Origin of the sequence: Nostocoides sp. HKS02 (genome assembly GCF_009707485.1) — a bacterium.
Taxonomy (GTDB): Bacteria; Actinomycetota; Actinomycetes; order Actinomycetales; family Dermatophilaceae; genus Pedococcus.
Window position 1 is genome coordinate 2,089,097 of the sequence record NZ_CP046121.1, and the last position, 17,054, is coordinate 2,106,150.

A 17,054-nucleotide genomic window follows, 5' to 3' on the forward strand; every position below is an offset into this window, starting at 1 on the left:
GACGCCATTCATGGTTCCCGAACAACCTGAGGGTTTCCTGTATGCCGAGTCCGGCCAAGCGTCGCACGTCACCGCAGTAGGGTTTGCCGCATGAGTGCACAGAAGCCCGCCAGCTGGGCGTACGCCGAGGAGTTCGTCACCGAGAACGAGGTGATCGAGCAGGCTCGTCGGCGCGGCGAGGAGCTCGGGGCGATCCCGGTGGGCAACGGTGCCGGCGTGCTGCTTCGGCTGCTCGCTGCCGCGGTGAAGGCCAAGTCCGTCGTCGAGGTCGGCACGGGCGCAGGCACCTCGGGACTGTGGATGCTCCAGGGCATGCCGGAGGACGGCATCCTCACGACGATCGACGTCGAGCCCGAGCACCAGGGCTCGGCCCGCAAGGCGTATGCCGAGGCGGGCATCGCCCACCAGCGCACCCGCGTCATCACAGGGCGGGCGCTCGACGTGCTGCCCCGGATGACCGACGGCGCCTACGACATGGTGCTCATCGACGGCGACAAGCGGGAGTACCCCGACTACGTCGACCACGCGATCCGCCTGCTGCGCTCCGGCGGGGTGCTCGTCCTCGACAACATGCTCTGGCACGACAAGGTCGCCGACCCCGCCGCGCGCGACGCCGAGACGGTCGTGCTGCGCGACCTGGGCAAGCGGCTGCGCGACGACGACCGCTTGGTGCCGGCACTGCTGCCCGTGGGCGACGGGGTCTTCGCGGCCGTCAAGCGCTGAGGCGCCCCAACCCTGACCCTCAGGCGGTGCCGGGGCCGGGGCCGCGCCGGAACCCGGCCGGACCCTCGGCGATCGCCACGATCTCGAAGGGCTCGATCGAGATCGGTGGCGAGCCAATGATCGCGCTGCCCGGGGCGTCTGCCGCGGTGGCGCTGAACTCGGCTGCGAAGTCGTCGCGGTAGACGGCCTGGTCGAAGACGTAGGTGCCCTCGAACCAGCGGCCCTCGACCATGCGCCACGTCTTGAAGGCCAGTCCGTCGAGGAACATGAACCTGGCCATCGACGTGCCGATGACGTACTCCCGGAGCTTGCCGGCGACATCCTCAGGAGCGTGCTCGAGCGACCAGCGCACCGAGAGCCCGTATCCGGCGTTCATGCCATCGTCTCCAACCAGGTCAGGAGCAGTCGCGCGCCGAAGCCCGTGCCGCCCTTGGTGAGGAGCCCACGGTCCACGTCGGAGCGACCGACCCCGGCGATGTCGAGGTGCGCCCACCGACGTGAGCCCGCGAACTCGCGGAGGAACAATGCTGCCGAGATCGAGCCGCCGCCGCTCGCGCTGCCCGCGATGTGGTTGATGTCGGCAACCTCGCTGTCGAGGCTGGGGCGGTAGTCCTCGACCAGCGGGAACGGCCAGAGCAGCTCGCCGGTGGCCTCCCCAGCACGCACCAGTGCCTCGCAGAGTGCGTCGTCGGTCGCGAAGACGGGCGCCATCGACCGGCCGAGCGCCACCCGCGCCGCGCCCGTGAGGGTGGCGATGTCGACCAGGACGTCCGGCTCGAGGGTGAGGTCGGCATACGCCAGCGCATCGGCCATCACGAGGCGACCCTCGGCGTCGGTGTTGCCGATCTCGACCGTCGTGCCGCCGTACTGGGTCACCACGTCCGAGGGTCGGTACGACCCGCCGCCGAGGGCGTTCTCCGCGAGCGCGAGCAGGCCCGTGACCCGGACCTCGACGCCGAGCTCGGCGCAGGCCGCGAGCACGGCAAGGACCACGGCGGCACCGCTCATGTCGGTCTTCATGGCGAGCATGCCCTCGCTGGGCTTGAGGTCGAGACCGCCGGTGTCGAACGTGATCCCCTTGCCGACCAGCACGACCCGCGGCGTGGCAGCGTCGGTGCCCGGTGGCGCGTAGTCGACCTGGACGAGTCGAGGGGGGCTCACCGAGCCGGCGCCGACGGCGAGCAAGCCGCCGAACCCCTCGGCCCGCAGCTCGCGCTCGGTCCACACCCTGATGTCCAGACCCGTGCGGCGGGCCACCGTGCGCGCCTGGGTGGCGACCCAGGCCGGGTTCTTGATGTTCGAGGGGGTGACGGCGAGGTTGCGGGCGAGCATCGTCGCCCGCGCACGGACGACGGCGGCGCGGACCGCGACGTCGTCGAAGCTCCCGCACAGGACCACGGACTGCACCGGGCCGTCCGGTGCCGGGGCGTCGGCGCCGAGCCAGCGTGGCGAGGAGTAGCCGCCCAGCGCCAGACCCTCGGCGAAGGCCGCCTGGCCGGCGGAGCCACCCGCGAGGTCGGCGGCGGCGTCGTCGTCGGCGGCGGCGGCGGCGGCGGCGGCGATGGTCGTCACCAGCTGGGCGTGACCGCGGCCGACCCGGCCGACTGCGGCGCCGGCCTCACGCAGCTCGGCGGGCGTCCCGGTCCCCACCCCGACCAGGAGCACCACCCGGGCGGCGCGGTCGGCGGGCACCACCGGGATCCGGGTCAGCGAACCGGCCTTGCCAGCGGGCTCGTAGGCGGCAGCCACCTCGGCCAGATCGAGCCCGAGCAGGGCCAGCGCATCGGCCGTCGCGCCGGTGCCAGCAAACCCGTCCGCGGCGACCGGGAGGGCGAGCAGGAGGTCGGCGGGGTCGAGGTCGGCGAGCACGTCGGCCAGCGGGCCGGGGCGTACCGCCCAGTCGCTGGACGTCGGCGTGAGGAGATCGGGTGCAGGCACGGACCCGACCCTACCGACCCGGCTGGGCACCCGGCATACGCCCGTCCATGCGACCAGACCCCCACCGGCAAGGGCCGGAGGGGGTCTGGTCAGCGTGCTTCAGCGGGCTACTTGAGGCCTTCGCAGTTGTTGATGGCCTCGCCCAGGGCGCGAACCTCGTCAGGCGTCATCTCGACCACCAGCCGGCCGCCGCCTTCGAGGGGCATGCGCAGGACGATGCCGCGACCTTCCTTGGTCACCTCGAGCGGACCGTCGCCGGTCCTCGGCTTCATCGCCGCCATGGGTGTGTCCCTTCCGTCAGGCGTGGTCTTCCGTCGGCACGCGCGTCCACGCCAGTGTGTGTGCTGCCGAGCGTGCCAGATTTGGTCCATTATCCCGTGAACACGCCTCCATGCGAAATCCACCCTCCCCCGCCGCGACTGCCGGATCGGCAAGACTGCTCCTGTGCACGCCCGCTCTGCCCTCTTCGACCTCTACGGCGACCATCTGCTCGATCGCGGCGGCTGGGCGCCGATCTCGGCATCGGTCGGGCTGTTGGGTTCGCTGGGGATCTCGGCACCTGCCGTGCGGACCGCGGTCTCGCGGATGGTGCAGGAGGGGTGGCTGGAGCCGGCCGAACGCGAGCTGCGCGGGTATGCCGTGTCGGCCCGTGCCCGGCAGCGGCTCAGTGAGGCGCATGCCCGGATCTACCGCACCGAGCCCGCGCCCTGGGACGGTCGCTGGCACGTGGTCGTCGTGGAGCGCACCCCTGACCGGAACCTGCGCGCCCGCTGCGCCCAAGCCCTCGCCTACCTCGGCTACGGCCAGCTCGCGGCCGACACCTGGCTCGCCCCGCGCCCCAGCCGCGAGCTCGAGGCCGCGCTGAGCGCTGCGGGCGTCACGTGGCAGGGGTTCACGAGCACCGTGGACGGCGACCCGCAGCAGGTCGTGGCGCGGGTGTGGGACCTGCGCACCCTGGCTGACGCCTACCGCGAGTTCAGCGCGGCCACCGGGCGGATGCCGTCGGTCTCCGCGCCGGAGGAGGCATTCGTGGCGCGGACCGAGCTGGTGCACGAGTGGCGGCTTGTTCCTGTTCCGCGATCCGGGGCTGCCCGACGAGGTCCTGCCCGACTCGTGGCCCGGCCGGGAGGCTGCCGCGCGGTTCGACAGCCGCGCCCGTGAGCTGCTGCCGCCCGCGCGTGAGTGGGTCGACGCCTGGCTGAACGGCGCCGCGCGCGGCGGACCGGCCATGATGGTGCGATGACCGAGCCACAGACCGAGCCACAGACCGAGCCACAGCCAGCCGACGCCCAGCAGTCCTCCGCCACGTCCGCGGCTGCGCCCTCCCCTGTGGTGGTCGAGCGTGACGGCGCGGTCGCGACGGTCCGCCTGGGCCGGCCCGAGGCGATGAACTCACTCGACATCGCGACCAAGGTGGCCCTGCTCGCCGCACTGACCGAGGTCGCGGAGGACGCCTCGGTGCGCTGCGTCGTCCTCACGGGGTCGGGGCGGGCGTTCTGTGTCGGTCAGGACCTGCGTGAGCACGTCGAGCTGCTCCAGCGTGACGACGCGTCCCTCTGGGAGACCGTGCCGGCGCACTACAACCCGATCGTCGAGCTGCTGGCGACGATGAACAAGCCCGTCGTCGCTGCGCTCAACGGCGTGGCCGCCGGGGCCGGGGCGGCCTTCGCGATGGCCGCCGACTTCCGGGTGATCGTCGACACCGCAGGGATCAACCTCGCGTTCGCCGGCATCGCCCTGTCGTGCGACTCCGGGTCCTCGTGGTGGCTGCCGCGGCTGGTGGGGCCGGCCCGCGCCAAGGAGCTGCTCCTGCTCCCCCGGACCCTGCCGGCCGACGAGTGCCTCCAGCTCGGCCTGGTGACCCAGGTCGTCCGTCCCGAGGAGCTCACGGCGACGGTGCAGGAGCTCGCGACCCGGCTCGCGGCGGGGCCGACCCTGGCGTACGGCTCGATCCGGCGGGCGGTGGCGTTCAGCGCGGGCCACGACCTGAGCGCGTCCTTGGCACACGAGGCCGAGCTCATGGCCCTGACCGGGGCCAGTGCCGACCACCACGCCGCGGTCGCGGCGTTTCTCGCCAAGGAGCGCCCCGAGTTCACCGGCCGGTAGCCGACCCCGGCTCGGCGGCCCGTCGGTCACGGAGGGGTCGCGGCCCAGGGGACGTAGGTCAGCAGCGTGCAGGTGAACCACATCATCCCGCCGAGCAGCAGCAGCGCGACGACGCCGACCCGGCGACGCCAGTGCGCCACCACGCTCGCGCCCGACGACGTCCGCATGGCCACCGAGGCCACCAGTGCCGCGATCGGGAAGTCGAGCAGCAGGAACCGCCACATGCTCGTGATCGGACGGACCACTGCGAGCAGGTACAGCGGGTACGCCAGGGCCCACACGCGCAGCTCGAGGGCCAGCCACCGCCCGTGCCGCCCGAGGATCAGCGCGATGTAGGTCGCGACGAGCGCGACGAGGATGAGGACTCCCGCCAGGCCGTGGGAGTCCCAGGCCCAGGAGATCCACAGCACGAACGGGCCCGACTGGGGCTTCTGCCCCCAGGCCGCCTGCACCTGGAAGAAGGCCGTCGGCAGCCCACTGGCCACCCCCACGACGACCGGCCAGGCGACCGACGAGACCGCGGTCGCCGCGATCATCAGCGCAGCCATGAGCCGCTGGCCGTGCAGGGGCCGCAGCCCGGCCGCCCGGTCGTCACGCCAGCGCAGCCCGAGGTGGGCCAGCGCGGCGCAGGCGATCGCCGGGGCCGCGGCACGGGTGAACCCCAGAGGGATCGCCACGGCAGCCACGAGCGCGTACTGGCGCCGCATGAGCAGCAGCAGGGAGGCAGCGATGAGCACGCACGCGAGCGCTTCGGTGTACGGCATGAGCAGAATCCCGGTCGCCGGGTAGAGGCACCACAGGGCTGCCGCGACGAGGGCCAGCCGCTCGCGGGCCGGCTGCGGGGCAGCGTGCACGGCGAAGTGGAAGCAGCGCCAGACGACGAGCACGGATGCGGCACCGAGGACGACGTTGAGCAGCACCGCCGCCGGTTCGAACGGCAGGCCGGTGAGCATCAGGACCCGGACCAGCATGGGGAACGCGGGGTAGAACGCCCACGCGCTGTAGGTCAACAGGCCGGTGTCGGGGTCGGCGGGCAACGGCACCGGGTAGCCGGTCGTCGCGACGCGCTTGTACCAGACGCTGTCCCAGGACCCCAGGATGTCGCCGACGGTCGGGTGCAGGTGGCCGACGCCCGCGGGGGTCTGGAACCAGATGGCCGACACGACCATGGCGAGCAGCGCGAAGACGCGGGTCGCGGCATACACGACCATGAGGAAGGCGACGGGGTGGGCAAGGGCCCGTCCGGCGGCGGCGCTGCGACCCTGGGAGGTGCGCAGCGTCGCCAGGGTCTGCAGGGCGGTCACGGCGGGTAGTCCGACGGCGGCACGAAGACGAGCAGCTTCCAGATCCAGGCGGCCTGCCCGACGACGCCGAGGGCGACCAGGACCGCGGTCCGAACCCACAGCCACCGGGCCGTGCGGCGCAGCCAGGCACCACCGAGGACGACGGCGAGCAGCGGGAACAGCGGCAGGGCGTAGCGGTAGATGCTCGTGAACGGGTCGAGGACCACTGCGAGGTATGCCGGGTACGCCAGGCACCACGTGCGCAGCTCGGGTCCCAGCCGCCGCGCCCAGGGCCCGAGGGTGAGAGCGAGGATGGTGCCGCCGAGGACGACGAGTGACGCCGGGCCGAGGAAGGCGGCGTGGCTGGTGTCGCGGAAGACCCATTCGGACATCCAGAGCCAGGGCTTGAAGGGGACGATCTGGCCGTCCGCCCGCCACGCCGCCATGGTGTCGGTGTAGGCGGTGCGCGAACCCGTGACGAACCACGCGATCGCGGGCCAGACGAGTGGCGCCAGTCCCGAGGCGACCAGTGCTGCCGCGCCGCCGAGGTACTCACCCGCGCTGATCGGCTCGGCCCCGCGACGGCGCCACCGCACGAACAGGGCCACCGCGACGACCACGGCCACGGGGGCCGCGATGGGGCGGGTGACGCCCAGGAGCAGGGTCAGGGCGGCGACGGCGACCCAGGCACGCCGCAGCACCGCCCAGAGGGTGGCGCAGAGCACGAGCATCGCGATCGACTCGCTGTAGGCCAGCTGCAGCGACACCGCTGCCGGGAAGGCGGCCCACACCGCCACCGTGGCCAGCGCCACCCGATCGCCGACCCGGTCGGCCAGCAGCCGGGCCATGACCACGCAGGCGCCCAGTCCGCAGAGCAGCGACAGGGTGCTCGCGACCACGGGGAATCCGAGTCCGGTGAGGCCCATGAGTGCACGCGAAGCCAGCGGGAACAGCGGGTAGAAGGCCCAGGCGTTCTGGGCCACGTGACCACTGGCCGGGTCGATCGGCAGCGTCGTCGGGTAACCGTCCTGGGCCGCGTGGCGGTACCAGCTGCCGTCCCAGAGCACCGTCATGTCGAGGTAGCCGACGTGCTGCCCCGTCCACCCCGCGACGGGCACCTGGTCGTGGCTGGCCATCACGACCATCACGGCGGACACCACCCGCAGGACGAGGTAGACCAGCACCACTCGCGCTGTCAGGCTGCGGGTGAGCTGCGCCAGGCCGGCCCGGGCGCCGAGCTGTGCTTGGTCGCCGAACCGTGCTCGGTCGCCGAACCGTGCGGATCGAAGGCGGGACGCTGCGCCCATCAACCGCGACCGCCCGCGCGATAGCACCCGGCCAGGTGGTCGTCGACCAACCCGCAGGCCTGCATCGCGGCATACATCGTCGTGGGGCCGACGAAGACGAACCCGGCGCGCTTGAGCGCCTTGGCGAGCGCCACCGACTCGGGCGAGGTGGCCCGCAGGTCCTCCACGCTCGCCGGAGGCCGGTGGTCAGCCGGGGCGTGCGACCACATCAGCGCCTCGAGGCCGCCGACCTCGCGCAGCGCCACGACGGCGGCCGCGTTGCGGATGGCGGCGTCGATCTTGAGGCGGTTGCGGACGATGCCCGCGTCGGCCAGGAGCCGCTGTCGGTCCGCGTCGTCGAAGGCGGCGACAGCCTCGGGGTCGAACCCTGCGAACGCCGCCCGGAACGCGTCCCGCTTGCGCAGGATCGTCAGCCAGGACAACCCGGACTGGAACGCCTCGAGGGTGAGCCGCTCGTAGAGGGCCTGTTCGCCGTGGACGGGCACCCCCCACTCGGTGTCGTGGTAGACGAGGTAGTCGGGCGTGCTCCCCGCCCAGGCGCAGCGGGTCACGCCGTCGGGGCCGACGACCAGGCCGCTCACGAGGCGGACTCGGTGCGGCGCAGGGCTTCGGCGAGCATGGCGTCGATGGCACGACCGTAGAGCCAGCGGCTGGCCCGGTCGAGCGCGGGATCGAGCAGGGGGGCGAGGCTTCGCCGGAACGGCAGCGGCCGGACCACGGCGTCCTCGGCCCAGTCCAGCCGGGTGCCCCCACCGTCGCGAGGTGCGACACTGACGTCGGCCCAGCCACCGAGCACCCACCCGGTCTTCACCACGCGGAACCGGCCGTGGCCGCCGACCGGGGGTGCCCATGCGGTGACGAGCATGGGGTCCCAGAACCCGACCCGCCCCAGTCCGCTGAAGCCCGCGAAGCCCCAACCCACATGGGGCCGTCCGGTGTCGACGCGCATGTGGGTCAGCGGGATCCACTGGCCGTATGCCGCGAAGTCGGTGAGGACGTCCCACACCACGGCTGGTGGCGCGGACGTCTCCCGCGTGAGGTGCAGTGCGCCCATGGTCAGCGGGCGGGGTCGGACGATGCCGCTCCGGGGGCGGTGCCCGGGCGACTCTCGAGCTCGGCGAGGCGGTCCTGCAGGCGGTCGAGGACGGCATCCACCTGGTCCATGCGGTACCCCCGCAGGGCGGTGTCGAAGTGCACGCCGAGCAGGTCCACCGCGTGGAAGTCCTCGGGCAGTCCGGGGTCGCGCTGGGTGGTCGTTGCCTCGGCCAGGGGGTCGTACCCGATCCGGCCCGTGATGAGCGCGGCAAAGCCCCCGAGCAGGAGGACCGCCACGGCGATGAAGAGCACCCAGATCACGCGGTCGATCGTCGCACGAAGTGCGCGTCGGTCCTACTCAGACCCCCTGAACCCAGCTCCGAACCCGCTCCGACCGGCTCCGGGTCAACCCCGTTGTCAGCCCCGTGGTCAGCCCCGTTGTCAGCCCCGCTGTCAGCCCGTCGCGTCGGCGCGGTGGTGACCGTGGAGCCGGCGGACCTCGGCCGTCGCCGGGTCGGCCGGTTCGATGGCCGAGCGGGTCAGCATCTCGACGAACTCCGGCACGTCCTCGGGCGCGAGGCGCAGCGTGGCCCGGCAGACGGTGTCCTGCCAGATCGAGAGCACGACCCTGCCACTCTTGGGATGTCCCGAGATGCGCAGCGTGCGACCCGCGACGTCGCGACCGACGATGACGTCACCGCGGCTCGGCAGGGGCGAGATGGTCATCCCGTGATGATCCTCGGTGCGACCGGGCCGCGTCCATCCCTCATTCGGGCCGTTTGGGCGCGACCTGCTCGTCGGCGGCGATGACCAGTCGGACGGCCTCGTCGACGTCGTCGGTGAGGTGGAGCAGGTCGATGTCCTTGGCGCTGACCGTGCCGGTCTGCAGGACGGTGCCCCGCAGCCAGTCGAACAGCCCGCCCCAGTACTCCCGGCCCATCAGCACGATCGGGAAGGACGTGACCTTCTGGGTCTGGACCAGGGTGACGGCCTCGAACAGCTCGTCGAGGGTGCCGAATCCGCCCGGCAGCACGATGAACCCCTGGGCGTACTTGACGAACATCGTCTTGCGGGCGAAGAAGTAGCGGAAGTTCACCCCGAGGTTGACGAACTCGTTGAGGCCCTGCTCGAACGGCAGCTCGATCCCGAGCCCGACGGACGCGCCGCCCGCCTCGAGCGCGCCCTTGTTGGCGGCCTCCATGGCGCCCGGCCCGCCACCGGTGATCACGGCATACCCGCTCTCGACGAGGCGACGCGCCACCTCGGTGCCCATCTCGTAGAACGGGGTGCCGGGCCGGGTGCGCGCCGACCCGAACACACTCACCGCGGGGCCGAGCTCGGCGAGTGCACCGAAGCCCTCGACGAACTCGCTCTGGATGCGCATCACCCGCCACGGGTCGGTGTGCAGCCAGTCGCTCGGGCCGCGGCTGTCGAGCAGGCGCTGGTCGGTGGTCGTGCCGGGGACCCGTGAGCCGCGCAGCGTCACCGGGCCGGTGTGGTAGTCGAAGTCGCGCTCGGTGGCGCCGCTCGTCTGGTGGTCGCTCACGCGGGCCAACCTACGCGAGCCAGCGCAGCAGCGCGGCCTCGGCGTCGACGAGCTGGCCGACCGGGCAGCGCTCCTCGTCGTGGTGGGCGAGGTTGGGGTCGCCGGGGCCGAAGTTGACGGCGGGCACGCCCATCGCGGCGAACCGGGCGACGTCGGTCCAGCCCTGCTTGGCGACGACATCGACACCGAGTGCCTCGACGAACGCCTTCGCGGCCGGCCGGTCGAGCCCCGGGCGGGCACCGCCGGCGTTGTCCTCGACCGTGACGACGTACCCGTGGAACAGCTGGTGCACCACCGCGAGCGCGTCCTGCGGCGACTTGTCGGGGGCGTAGCGGTAGTTGACCGTCACGACGCAACGGTCGGGGATGACGTTGCCGGCGATGCCGCCGGTGATGGCCACGGCGTTCATGGCCTCGCGGTACTCCAGGCCGTCGACGACCACCGTTTCCGGCTCGTATGCCGCGAGCCGGGTCAGCACCTCGGCGGCATCGTGGATGGCGTTGTGGCCGTTCCACGGGCGGGCGGAGTGAGCGGCGATGCCCTTGGTGACGACCTCGGCGCGCAACGTGCCCTTGCACCCGCCCTCGACGATCGCACCCGTCGGCTCGAGCAGCACGGCGAAGTCGGCGTCCTCGATGAGGTCGGGACGCTGCTGGTGGATGTGGAGCAGGCCGTTGTACTGGCTGTCGATCTCCTCGCCCTCGTAGAAGACCAGCGTGAGGTCGCGACTGGGCTCGGTCACGAGGGCAGCCTTGAGCTGGACGGCGACGCCGCCCTTCATGTCGACCGTGCCACGGCCCCACAGGTCGTCACCCGCGCGCCAGGTGGGCAGGTTGGCCGGGTCCCTGGTCAGCGGGACGGTGTCGAGGTGGCCAGCGAGCACGACCCGCTCGGCGCGGCCAAGGGAGGTGCGGGCGACCAGCGTGTTGCCGATCCGGGTGACGTCGAGGTGCGTCAACGGCTCCAGGGCGGCCTCGATCACGTCGCAGATCAGCGCCTCGTCGCGCGAGACCGACTCGATGTCGCAGAGGGCGGCCGTGAGGCTCACGATGTCGGCGGACAGGTCCAGGGCAGGGGTGGTCGCCATGCTGAGAGCGTACTGATGACGCGATTCCGGCCCGCAGGCGCCGCTCTCGTAGGCTTGCCCCCATGAGCACCGAACGCAGGGCCTGGGGCCATGGACTGGCGACCGTGCACGACGACGGGGCCGTCCTCGACACGTGGTACCCCCAGCCTGCGCTTGGTGAGCGTCCTGCCGACGCGGTGGCGGACGCCGCGCTCGAGGCGCTCGCCGCCAAGGACGACGTGCGCGGGGTCCGCCTCGAGGTGGTCACCACCGAGATCGACCTCGACGCGGCTCCGGCCGACCCGGCCGACGCCTACCTGCGCCTCCACCTGCTCTCGCACTGCCTCGTGCAGCCCAACACGGTCAACCTCGACGGCCTGTTCGGTGTGCTCGTCAACGTCGTCTGGACGACGCAGGGCCCCTGTGCTGTCGAGGGCTTCGAGCTGACCCGGGCCGCGCTGCGTGCCCGTGGTCCGGTGCAGGTGCTCGGGGTCGACAAGTTCCCCCGCATGACCGACTACGTCGTGCCCGCGGGCGTCCGCATCGGCGACGCCGACCGCGTGCGCCTGGGCGCCCATCTCGCCCCCGGCACGACCGTCATGCACGAGGGCTTCGTCAACTTCAACGCCGGCACCCTGGGCCACTCGATGGTCGAGGGCCGGATCAGCCAGGGAGTGGTCGTCGGGGACGGCTCCGACATCGGCGGCGGCGCCTCGACCATGGGCACCCTCTCCGGCGGTGGCACCGAACGCGTACGCATCGGCGAGCGCTGCCTGCTGGGCGCCGAGTCGGGCCTCGGCATCGCCCTGGGTGACGACTGCGTCGTCGAGGCCGGGCTGTACCTCACCGCCGGCACCAAGGTGACCCTGCCGGACGGCCAGGTCGTCAAGGCTCGTGATCTCTCCGGCCAGGACAGCCTGCTGTTCCTGCGCAACTCGGTCACCGGCACCGTCGAGGCACGCGCGCGCGACGGGCACGGCATCGTCCTCAACTCGGCCCTGCATGCCAACGACTAGGCGCGGTGGGGTCGTGCTCGCCGAAGAGCACCGCCCTCCGCGGATCCGACGGCTGGTCGTCCGGCTGGTGCTCCTGGTCCTCGCCGCCGGACTGGTGTTCGCCGGGTGGATGGGCATCCGCGGGCTCGTCACGAACTTCGGCGGCCCGCGTTGTCAGGCGACCGCGCTGGGGTCGAGCGTCGACTTCGACCCGAGCCAGACGGCATACGCCGCGACGATCGAGGCGGTCGCGGAGCGACGCGGCCTGCCCGCCCGCGCGGCCACGATCGCGATCGCCACGGCGATCCAGGAGTCCAAGCTGCGCAACCTCAAGTACGGCGACCTCGACTCGGTCGGGCTGTTCCAGCAGCGGCCGAGCCAGGGCTGGGGCACCACCGAGCAGATCCTCGACCCGGTCTATGCGACGAACCGGTTCTACGACGCGCTCGTGAAGGTCCACGGCTACGAGACCATGAAGATCACCGAGATCGCCCAGAAGGTGCAGAAGAGCGCCTACCCCGACGCCTACGCCAGCCACGAGCAGGAGGGGCGGCTGCTCGCCTCGACCCTGTCGGGTCACTCCCCCGGCGGCCTCGGCTGTCGCCTCAACGACGCGACCACCGGCGACCCCGCCGGCCTGAAGTCCGCCCTGGGGCACGAGATGGGCGTCTCGTCCACGGTGTCGGGCCGCACCCTGACGGTGCACGCCGCCTCGGAGCGGGCCGCGTGGAACGCCGGCGCGTATGCCGTGGCCAAAGCAGCGCAGTACGGCGCCACGACCGTGCGCGTCGGCTCGAAGCAGTGGACCCGGACCCGAGACTCCTCGGGCTGGCAGTGGCAGAACGCCAGCCCGGCCGGCGCAGCCACCACGGTGACCGTCACCTTCGCCGGCTGACCCAACTCGCGAGGAACCTCTGCTAGCAAGCGTTCCTCGTTGGCGGACACGGTGCACCCTGTCCGACAACGAGGTACCTGTGCTGGGTCGGTTCCAGCCGGTGGTTGTCCACAGGCACCGCGGGGCAGGTGCGCCGATTCTGGCACTCTCCCGGCATGGAGCTGCATGACCTCGCCGAACACCATCTCGTGTCCGCAGCCGCCGCTGCTTCGATCGGCGTGGACCCCACCGGGTTGCACAGGCTCGTGAAGGCAGGCGCCATTCGGCGCGTGATCCGAGGCTGGTATGCCGTGCGCGTACCCGGTGCGCAGAGGGCACCGTGGGAGGGTGAGGACGCCTTTGAAACGGCACGACTGCAGCATCGTCTCCTGACCATCGCGCTGCTCAGGTCGTTCGAGGGTCGGGTGGTCGCCAGCCATCAGTCCGCTCTCGTCCTGCACGGCCTGCCCCTGTGGCAGGCAGACCTCGGCACAGCCCATGTCTGCCGAACGACCACGAACCACACCCGGCACCGCCCATCGGCTGTCATCCACCCGCCGGTTCCGACTGCCCCGGTGAAGACCTCCGAGGGGTTCTTTACCGTGCCCCTGTCAGACGCCATCGTGCAGGTCGGTCTCTACCCGGCGGACGAGCCGAGGCGCCGCACCCCCATGGACGGCCTGATCGCGGCGGAGTTCGCCCTTCACCACGATCTCCTCACCCACGAAGCCCTGCAGCGGGCCGTTGAGCAGCATGCCCGCCATCCGGGGATTCCGGCCGTCAGGGCGCTGCTGCACCACGCCGACGGACGACACGAGTCGCCAGGCGAGACACGACTCGCCCACACGATGCGTCAGCTCGGCTACGCGTTCACCCCCCAGGCGCCGCTGCCCGGGGGTCGGGGTTATCGGGGGGACTTCCTCCTGGACGAGGACCCCGTGGTCGTCGAGTTCGACGGACTGGGCAAGTACGCGCTGGCCACCTCAACGGCGGATGCGGGCAGCGCGGCCGCCTACCGGCAGAACCTCGCTGCCGAGAAGCGACGGGAGGAGGACGTCTTGCGTAGGTCGGCCCACGAGTTCGTCCGCTTCACCTGGGCCGAGGTGGGCAACCTGGCGCTCGTGCGGGACCGAATCGACGCAGCGGTGGCACGCGCGAGGTTGCGCCGCCCTGCGTGACCCGGGTAGGCGGCATACCGCCGGGCACCGCCCAGCACAGGAAACTTATTCGCGGACAGGTTGCACCCTGTCCCCCAACGAGGAACCTTTGCTAGCAAAGGTTCCTCGAGAGGGGTCAGCGGTTGCCCATGCCGATGTAGTCGCGCTCCGTGGCACCGGTGTAGATCTGGCGCGGACGGCCGATCTTGGTCTGCGGGTCCTCGATCATCTCGCGCCACTGGGCGATCCAGCCGGGAAGGCGGCCGAGGGCGAAGAGCACGGTGAACATCCGGGTCGGGAAGCCCATCGACTTGTAGATCAGGCCGGTGTAGAAGTCGACGTTCGGGTAGAGCTTGCGCTCGATGAAGTAGTCGTCCTCGAGCGCACGCTGCTCGAGCTGCAGGGCGATGTCGAGCAACGGGTCCTGGACGCCGTCCTTGGTGAGGATCGTGTCGGCGGTCTTCTTGATGATGGCGGCGCGGGGGTCGTAGTTCTTGTAGACCCGGTGCCCGAAGCCCATCAGCTTCGCGCCCTTCTCCTTGTTCTTGACCTTCTTGACGAAGGTGTCGACGTCGCCGCCGTCGTCCTTGATCTTCTGGAGCATCTCGAGCACCGCCTGGTTGGCGCCGCCGTGCAGCGGGCCGAACAGCGCGTTGATGCCGGCCGAGACCGAGGCGAAGAGGTTGGCGTTGGACGAACCCACCAGCCGCACCGTCGAGGTCGAGCAGTTCTGCTCGTGGTCGGCGTGCAGGATGAGCAGCAGGTCGAGCGCCTTGACCATGTCCTCGTCGAGGTCGTAGGGCTCGGCCGGGAACCCGAACGTCATCCGCAGGAAGTTCTCGGGCAGCGACAGGGAGTTGTCGGGGTACAGGAACGGCTGGCCGACCGACTTCTTGTAGGCGTAGGCCGCGATCGTCGGCAGCTTGGCCAGCAGGCGCACGGTCGAGATCTCGACCTGCTCCTTGTCGAACGGGTCGAGGCTGTCCTGGTAGAAGGTCGACAGCGCCGAGACCGCGGAGGACAGCACCGGCATGGGGTGGGCGTCGCGCGGGAACCCGTTGAAGAAGGCGCGCAGGTCCTCGTGCAGGAGCGTGTGGCGGCGGACCTTGGAGTCGAAGTCGTCGAGCTTGTTCCTGGGTCGGAAGCTCGCCGTAGATCAGCAGGTAGGACACCTCGAGGAAGCTCGACTTCTCGGCGAGCTGCTCGATCGGGTAGCCGCGATAGCGCAGGATGCCCGCGTCGCCGTCGATGTAGGTGATCGCGCTGCTGCACGAGGCGGTGTTGACGAAGCCGGTGTCGAGGGTGACGTTGCCGGTCACCTTCATCAGCTTGGAGACGTCGTAGCCGTTGTTCCCCTCGCTGGCCTTGACGAGCGGCAGCTCGAGAGTCTTGTCGCCAGCCTTCAGAGTCGCGCCAGCGGTTGCGTCAGTCATGCGAAATCCATCCTCCACGTCTTGCGGGCACCCACGCGGTGTCGCGCCGGGCGCTCCCCGCGCACTGCGACGCTACCCCACCCCGCGGCCCGTCCGGGAATCGGCCGACTACCTCGCGAGACGCTCGGCAGCGGTCGCGATGCGTTCGTCCGTGGCCGTCAGCGCGATGCGGACGTGCTGGCCGCCGGCTGCGCCGTAGAAGGTGCCCGGAGCCGCGAGTATGCCGCGGCCGGCCAGCTCGTCGATGGTCGCCCAGGCGTCCTCGCCCCGGGTGGCCCACAGGTAGAGCCCAGCCTCGGAGTGGTCGACCCGCAGCCCGAACGCCTCGACGGCCGCCCGAAGGGTGGCCCGCCGCGCGGCATACCGGGCCTTCTGGTCGACCACGTGGGCGTCGTCCGCGACGGCAGCCGTCACCGCCTGCTGCACGGGCCAGGGCACGATCATCCCGGCGTGCTTGCGGACCTCGAGGAGCTGGCGGACGAGGGTGACGTCGCCGGCGACGAAGGCGGCCCGGTAGCCGGCGAGGTTGGACTGCTTGCTCAGGGAGTACACCGCGAGCAGCCCCTCGTGGCTGCCGCCGGTGACCCGCGGGTCGAGGATGCTCGGGGTCGTGGGCAGGTCGGGGTCGCGGTCGGCTGCCGCGCGCCAGTCGAGCTCGGCGTAGCACTCGTCGCTGGCCACGACGACGCCGTGCTCGCGCGCCCACGCGACGACCTTCGCGAGGTGCTCCACGCCCAGCACGCGACCGGTCGGGTTGCCGGGACTGTTGAGCCACAGGAGCTTCGGCGTGGTGGCGGTCGTCAGCGGTCCAAGCTCGGCGAGGCCGTCGACCCGCTGCGGCGTCGCCCCGGCCAAGCGCGCGCCGACGTCGTAGGTCGGGTAGGCGATGCCGGGAAACCCCACGATGTCACCGGCGCCGAGGCCGAGGAGCGTGGGCAGCCAGGCCACGAGCTCCTTGCTGCCGATGGTCGGCAGGACCCCGTCGGGATCGACGTCCGGGACGCCCCGCCGACGCTCGAACCAGGCCGCGACGGCCTCGCGCAGGGCGGGCGTACCTGCGGTCTGGGGATAGCCCGGCGCGTCGGCCGCCGCCCGCAGGGCCGCCTGGACCACAGCCGGGGTCGGGTCCACCGGCGTGCCCACCGAGAGGTCCACCAGGCCCCCGGACACGGCACTCGCCCGCTCCTTGAACGGAGCGAGCGAGTCCCAGGGAAAGTCAGGCAGAGCGCGAAGGCTCACGCGACCCTGCTCACTCGTCGTGCGCCTGGGGCGGCAGGTCCGCGATGATCGGGTGGTCCTTGTTGATGAGGCCGAGCTTGGCCGCGCCACCAGGGCTGCCGAGGTCGTCGAAGAACTCGACGTTGGCCTTGTAGTACTCGGCCCACTGCTCGGGGACGTCGTCCTCGTAGTAGATCGCCTCGACCGGGCAGACCGGCTCGCACGCACCGCAGTCGACGCACTCGTCGGGGTGGATGTAGAGCGACCGCTCACCTTCGTAGATGCAGTCGACCGGACATTCCTCGATGCAGGCCTTGTCCTTGAGGTCCACACAAGGCTGCGCGATCACGTACGTCATGGCGCACATACTATG

Annotated in this window: 20 protein-coding genes and 1 pseudogene; 7 read left to right on the forward strand and 14 right to left on the reverse strand. The window is 71.5% G+C overall.

Annotated features, from left to right (window positions below; translation table 11 throughout):
• The first annotated feature begins 90 nt into the window (after positions 1–90).
• A complete protein-coding gene (locus GKE56_RS09925; RefSeq protein ID WP_154684413.1) occupies positions 91–723 on the forward strand; it encodes an O-methyltransferase in 633 nt (210 codons plus the stop codon).
• Between the two features lie 19 nt (positions 724–742).
• On the opposite strand, the gene GKE56_RS09930 is transcribed toward GKE56_RS09925, so the two are convergent.
• From GKE56_RS09930 to GKE56_RS09940, 3 genes are all read right to left on the reverse strand, one after another.
• Positions 743–1,099, reverse strand: a complete 357-nt coding sequence (locus GKE56_RS09930) for a hypothetical protein (RefSeq protein ID WP_154684414.1) — start codon at positions 1,097–1,099, stop codon at positions 743–745.
• On the reverse strand, positions 1,096–2,661 hold the full coding sequence (locus tag GKE56_RS09935) for a M17 family metallopeptidase (RefSeq protein ID WP_154684415.1): 1,566 nt from the start codon (positions 2,659–2,661) through the stop codon (positions 1,096–1,098). Before GKE56_RS09935 ends, GKE56_RS09930 begins: the two co-directional genes overlap by 4 nt.
• A 107-nt stretch (positions 2,662–2,768) precedes the next feature.
• Complete coding sequence (locus tag GKE56_RS09940; protein ID WP_154684416.1) at positions 2,769–2,942, reverse strand: DUF3117 domain-containing protein; 174 nt, start codon at positions 2,940–2,942, stop codon at positions 2,769–2,771.
• A 163-nt stretch (positions 2,943–3,105) separates the two neighbouring features.
• Between GKE56_RS09940 and GKE56_RS09945 the strand changes: the two genes are divergently transcribed.
• From GKE56_RS09945 to GKE56_RS09950, 3 genes are read left to right on the forward strand one after another with little or no spacing between them, the layout of a single operon-like run.
• Complete coding sequence (locus GKE56_RS09945) at positions 3,106–3,822, forward strand: PaaX family transcriptional regulator C-terminal domain-containing protein (protein WP_230208886.1); 717 nt, start codon at positions 3,106–3,108, stop codon at positions 3,820–3,822.
• Positions 3,764–3,904, forward strand: coding sequence for a hypothetical protein (locus tag GKE56_RS18250; protein WP_370518495.1), 141 nt, complete (start codon positions 3,764–3,766; stop codon positions 3,902–3,904). The genes GKE56_RS09945 and GKE56_RS18250 overlap by 59 nt, the downstream gene beginning before the upstream one ends.
• The gene (locus tag GKE56_RS09950) at positions 3,901–4,767 is read left to right on the forward strand and encodes an enoyl-CoA hydratase/isomerase family protein (RefSeq protein WP_154684417.1); all 867 of its coding nucleotides are present in this window, start codon (positions 3,901–3,903) and stop codon (positions 4,765–4,767) included. Before GKE56_RS18250 ends, GKE56_RS09950 begins: the two co-directional genes overlap by 4 nt.
• 26 nt (positions 4,768–4,793) lie before the next feature.
• On the opposite strand, the gene GKE56_RS09955 is transcribed toward GKE56_RS09950, so the two are convergent.
• The 8 genes from GKE56_RS09955 to dapE form a co-directional block, all read right to left on the reverse strand.
• The gene (locus GKE56_RS09955) at positions 4,794–6,071 is read right to left on the reverse strand and encodes a hypothetical protein (RefSeq protein ID WP_154684418.1); all 1,278 of its coding nucleotides are present in this window, start codon (positions 6,069–6,071) and stop codon (positions 4,794–4,796) included.
• Positions 6,068–7,357 carry a hypothetical protein gene (locus GKE56_RS09960; RefSeq protein ID WP_230208887.1) on the reverse strand — a complete coding sequence of 430 codons (1,290 nt, stop codon included), beginning with the start codon at positions 7,355–7,357 and terminating at the stop codon, positions 6,068–6,070. The genes GKE56_RS09955 and GKE56_RS09960 overlap by 4 nt, the downstream gene beginning before the upstream one ends.
• Positions 7,357–7,938 carry a DNA-3-methyladenine glycosylase I gene (locus GKE56_RS09965; RefSeq protein WP_154684419.1) on the reverse strand — a complete coding sequence of 194 codons (582 nt, stop codon included), beginning with the start codon at positions 7,936–7,938 and terminating at the stop codon, positions 7,357–7,359. The genes GKE56_RS09960 and GKE56_RS09965 overlap by 1 nt, the downstream gene beginning before the upstream one ends.
• On the reverse strand, positions 7,935–8,411 hold the full coding sequence (locus tag GKE56_RS09970; protein WP_154684420.1) for an SRPBCC family protein: 477 nt from the start codon (positions 8,409–8,411) through the stop codon (positions 7,935–7,937). Before GKE56_RS09970 ends, GKE56_RS09965 begins: the two co-directional genes overlap by 4 nt.
• A gap of 2 nt (positions 8,412–8,413) precedes the next feature.
• Positions 8,414–8,713, reverse strand: coding sequence for a DivIVA domain-containing protein (locus GKE56_RS09975; RefSeq protein ID WP_230208888.1), 300 nt, complete (start codon positions 8,711–8,713; stop codon positions 8,414–8,416).
• Between the two features lie 132 nt (positions 8,714–8,845).
• The gene (locus tag GKE56_RS09980; RefSeq protein ID WP_154684422.1) at positions 8,846–9,118 is read right to left on the reverse strand and encodes a hypothetical protein; all 273 of its coding nucleotides are present in this window, start codon (positions 9,116–9,118) and stop codon (positions 8,846–8,848) included.
• 40 nt (positions 9,119–9,158) lie between these two features.
• On the reverse strand, positions 9,159–9,938 hold the full coding sequence (locus GKE56_RS09985) for a TIGR00730 family Rossman fold protein (protein ID WP_195908074.1): 780 nt from the start codon (positions 9,936–9,938) through the stop codon (positions 9,159–9,161).
• A gap of 10 nt (positions 9,939–9,948) precedes the next feature.
• Positions 9,949–11,025, reverse strand: a complete 1,077-nt coding sequence (gene dapE, locus GKE56_RS09990; RefSeq protein WP_154684423.1) for a succinyl-diaminopimelate desuccinylase — start codon at positions 11,023–11,025, stop codon at positions 9,949–9,951.
• A 62-nt stretch (positions 11,026–11,087) separates the two neighbouring features.
• On the opposite strand from dapE, the gene dapD reads away from it, so the two are divergent.
• The 3 genes from dapD (at position 11,088) to GKE56_RS10005 (ending at position 14,051) form a co-directional block, all read left to right on the forward strand.
• Entirely contained in the window at positions 11,088–12,020 is a 933-nt protein-coding gene (gene dapD / locus GKE56_RS09995; RefSeq protein WP_154684424.1) for a 2,3,4,5-tetrahydropyridine-2,6-dicarboxylate N-succinyltransferase, read from the forward strand.
• Between the two features lie 13 nt (positions 12,021–12,033).
• Entirely contained in the window at positions 12,034–12,894 is an 861-nt protein-coding gene (locus GKE56_RS10000) for a hypothetical protein (RefSeq protein ID WP_230208889.1), read from the forward strand.
• Between the two features lie 155 nt (positions 12,895–13,049).
• Complete coding sequence (locus tag GKE56_RS10005; RefSeq protein WP_154684426.1) at positions 13,050–14,051, forward strand: type IV toxin-antitoxin system AbiEi family antitoxin domain-containing protein; 1,002 nt, start codon at positions 13,050–13,052, stop codon at positions 14,049–14,051.
• A gap of 115 nt (positions 14,052–14,166) precedes the next feature.
• Here GKE56_RS10005 and GKE56_RS10010 read toward each other — a convergent pair.
• From GKE56_RS10010 to fdxA, 3 genes and pseudogenes are all read right to left on the reverse strand, one after another.
• A pseudogene (locus GKE56_RS10010) lies at positions 14,167–15,463 on the reverse strand (citrate synthase).
• A gap of 108 nt (positions 15,464–15,571) precedes the next feature.
• A complete protein-coding gene (dapC, locus tag GKE56_RS10015) occupies positions 15,572–16,702 on the reverse strand; it encodes a succinyldiaminopimelate transaminase (protein ID WP_154684427.1) in 1,131 nt (376 codons plus the stop codon).
• A 10-nt stretch (positions 16,703–16,712) separates the two neighbouring features.
• Positions 16,713–17,039: a ferredoxin gene (fdxA, locus tag GKE56_RS10020; RefSeq protein ID WP_154684428.1), complete on the reverse strand. Its 327-nt coding sequence runs from the start codon at positions 17,037–17,039 to the stop codon at positions 16,713–16,715.
• Positions 17,040–17,054: the final 15 nt, after the last annotated feature.

What these genes read in the sequence shown, in the direction of transcription:
- GKE56_RS09925 (WP_154684413.1), top strand. Translation starts at nt 91, where the DNA reads ATGAGTGCACAGAAGCCCGCCAGCTGGGCGTACGCCGAGGAGTTCGTC.
- GKE56_RS09930 (WP_154684414.1), bottom strand. Translation starts at nt 1,099, where the DNA reads ATGAACGCCGGATACGGGCTCTCGGTGCGCTGGTCGCTCGAGCACGCT.
- GKE56_RS09940 (WP_154684416.1), bottom strand. Translation starts at nt 2,942, where the DNA reads ATGGCGGCGATGAAGCCGAGGACCGGCGACGGTCCGCTCGAGGTGACC.
- GKE56_RS09950 (WP_154684417.1), top strand. Translation starts at nt 3,901, where the DNA reads ATGACCGAGCCACAGACCGAGCCACAGACCGAGCCACAGCCAGCCGAC.
- GKE56_RS09960 (WP_230208887.1), bottom strand. Translation starts at nt 7,357, where the DNA reads ATGGGCGCAGCGTCCCGCCTTCGATCCGCACGGTTCGGCGACCGAGCA.
- GKE56_RS09970 (WP_154684420.1), bottom strand. Translation starts at nt 8,411, where the DNA reads ATGGGCGCACTGCACCTCACGCGGGAGACGTCCGCGCCACCAGCCGTG.
- GKE56_RS09980 (WP_154684422.1), bottom strand. Translation starts at nt 9,118, where the DNA reads ATGACCATCTCGCCCCTGCCGAGCCGCGGTGACGTCATCGTCGGTCGC.
- dapE (WP_154684423.1), bottom strand. Translation starts at nt 11,025, where the DNA reads ATGGCGACCACCCCTGCCCTGGACCTGTCCGCCGACATCGTGAGCCTC.
- dapD (WP_154684424.1), top strand. Translation starts at nt 11,088, where the DNA reads ATGAGCACCGAACGCAGGGCCTGGGGCCATGGACTGGCGACCGTGCAC.
- GKE56_RS10005 (WP_154684426.1), top strand. Translation starts at nt 13,050, where the DNA reads ATGGAGCTGCATGACCTCGCCGAACACCATCTCGTGTCCGCAGCCGCC.
- fdxA (WP_154684428.1), bottom strand. Translation starts at nt 17,039, where the DNA reads ATGACGTACGTGATCGCGCAGCCTTGTGTGGACCTCAAGGACAAGGCC.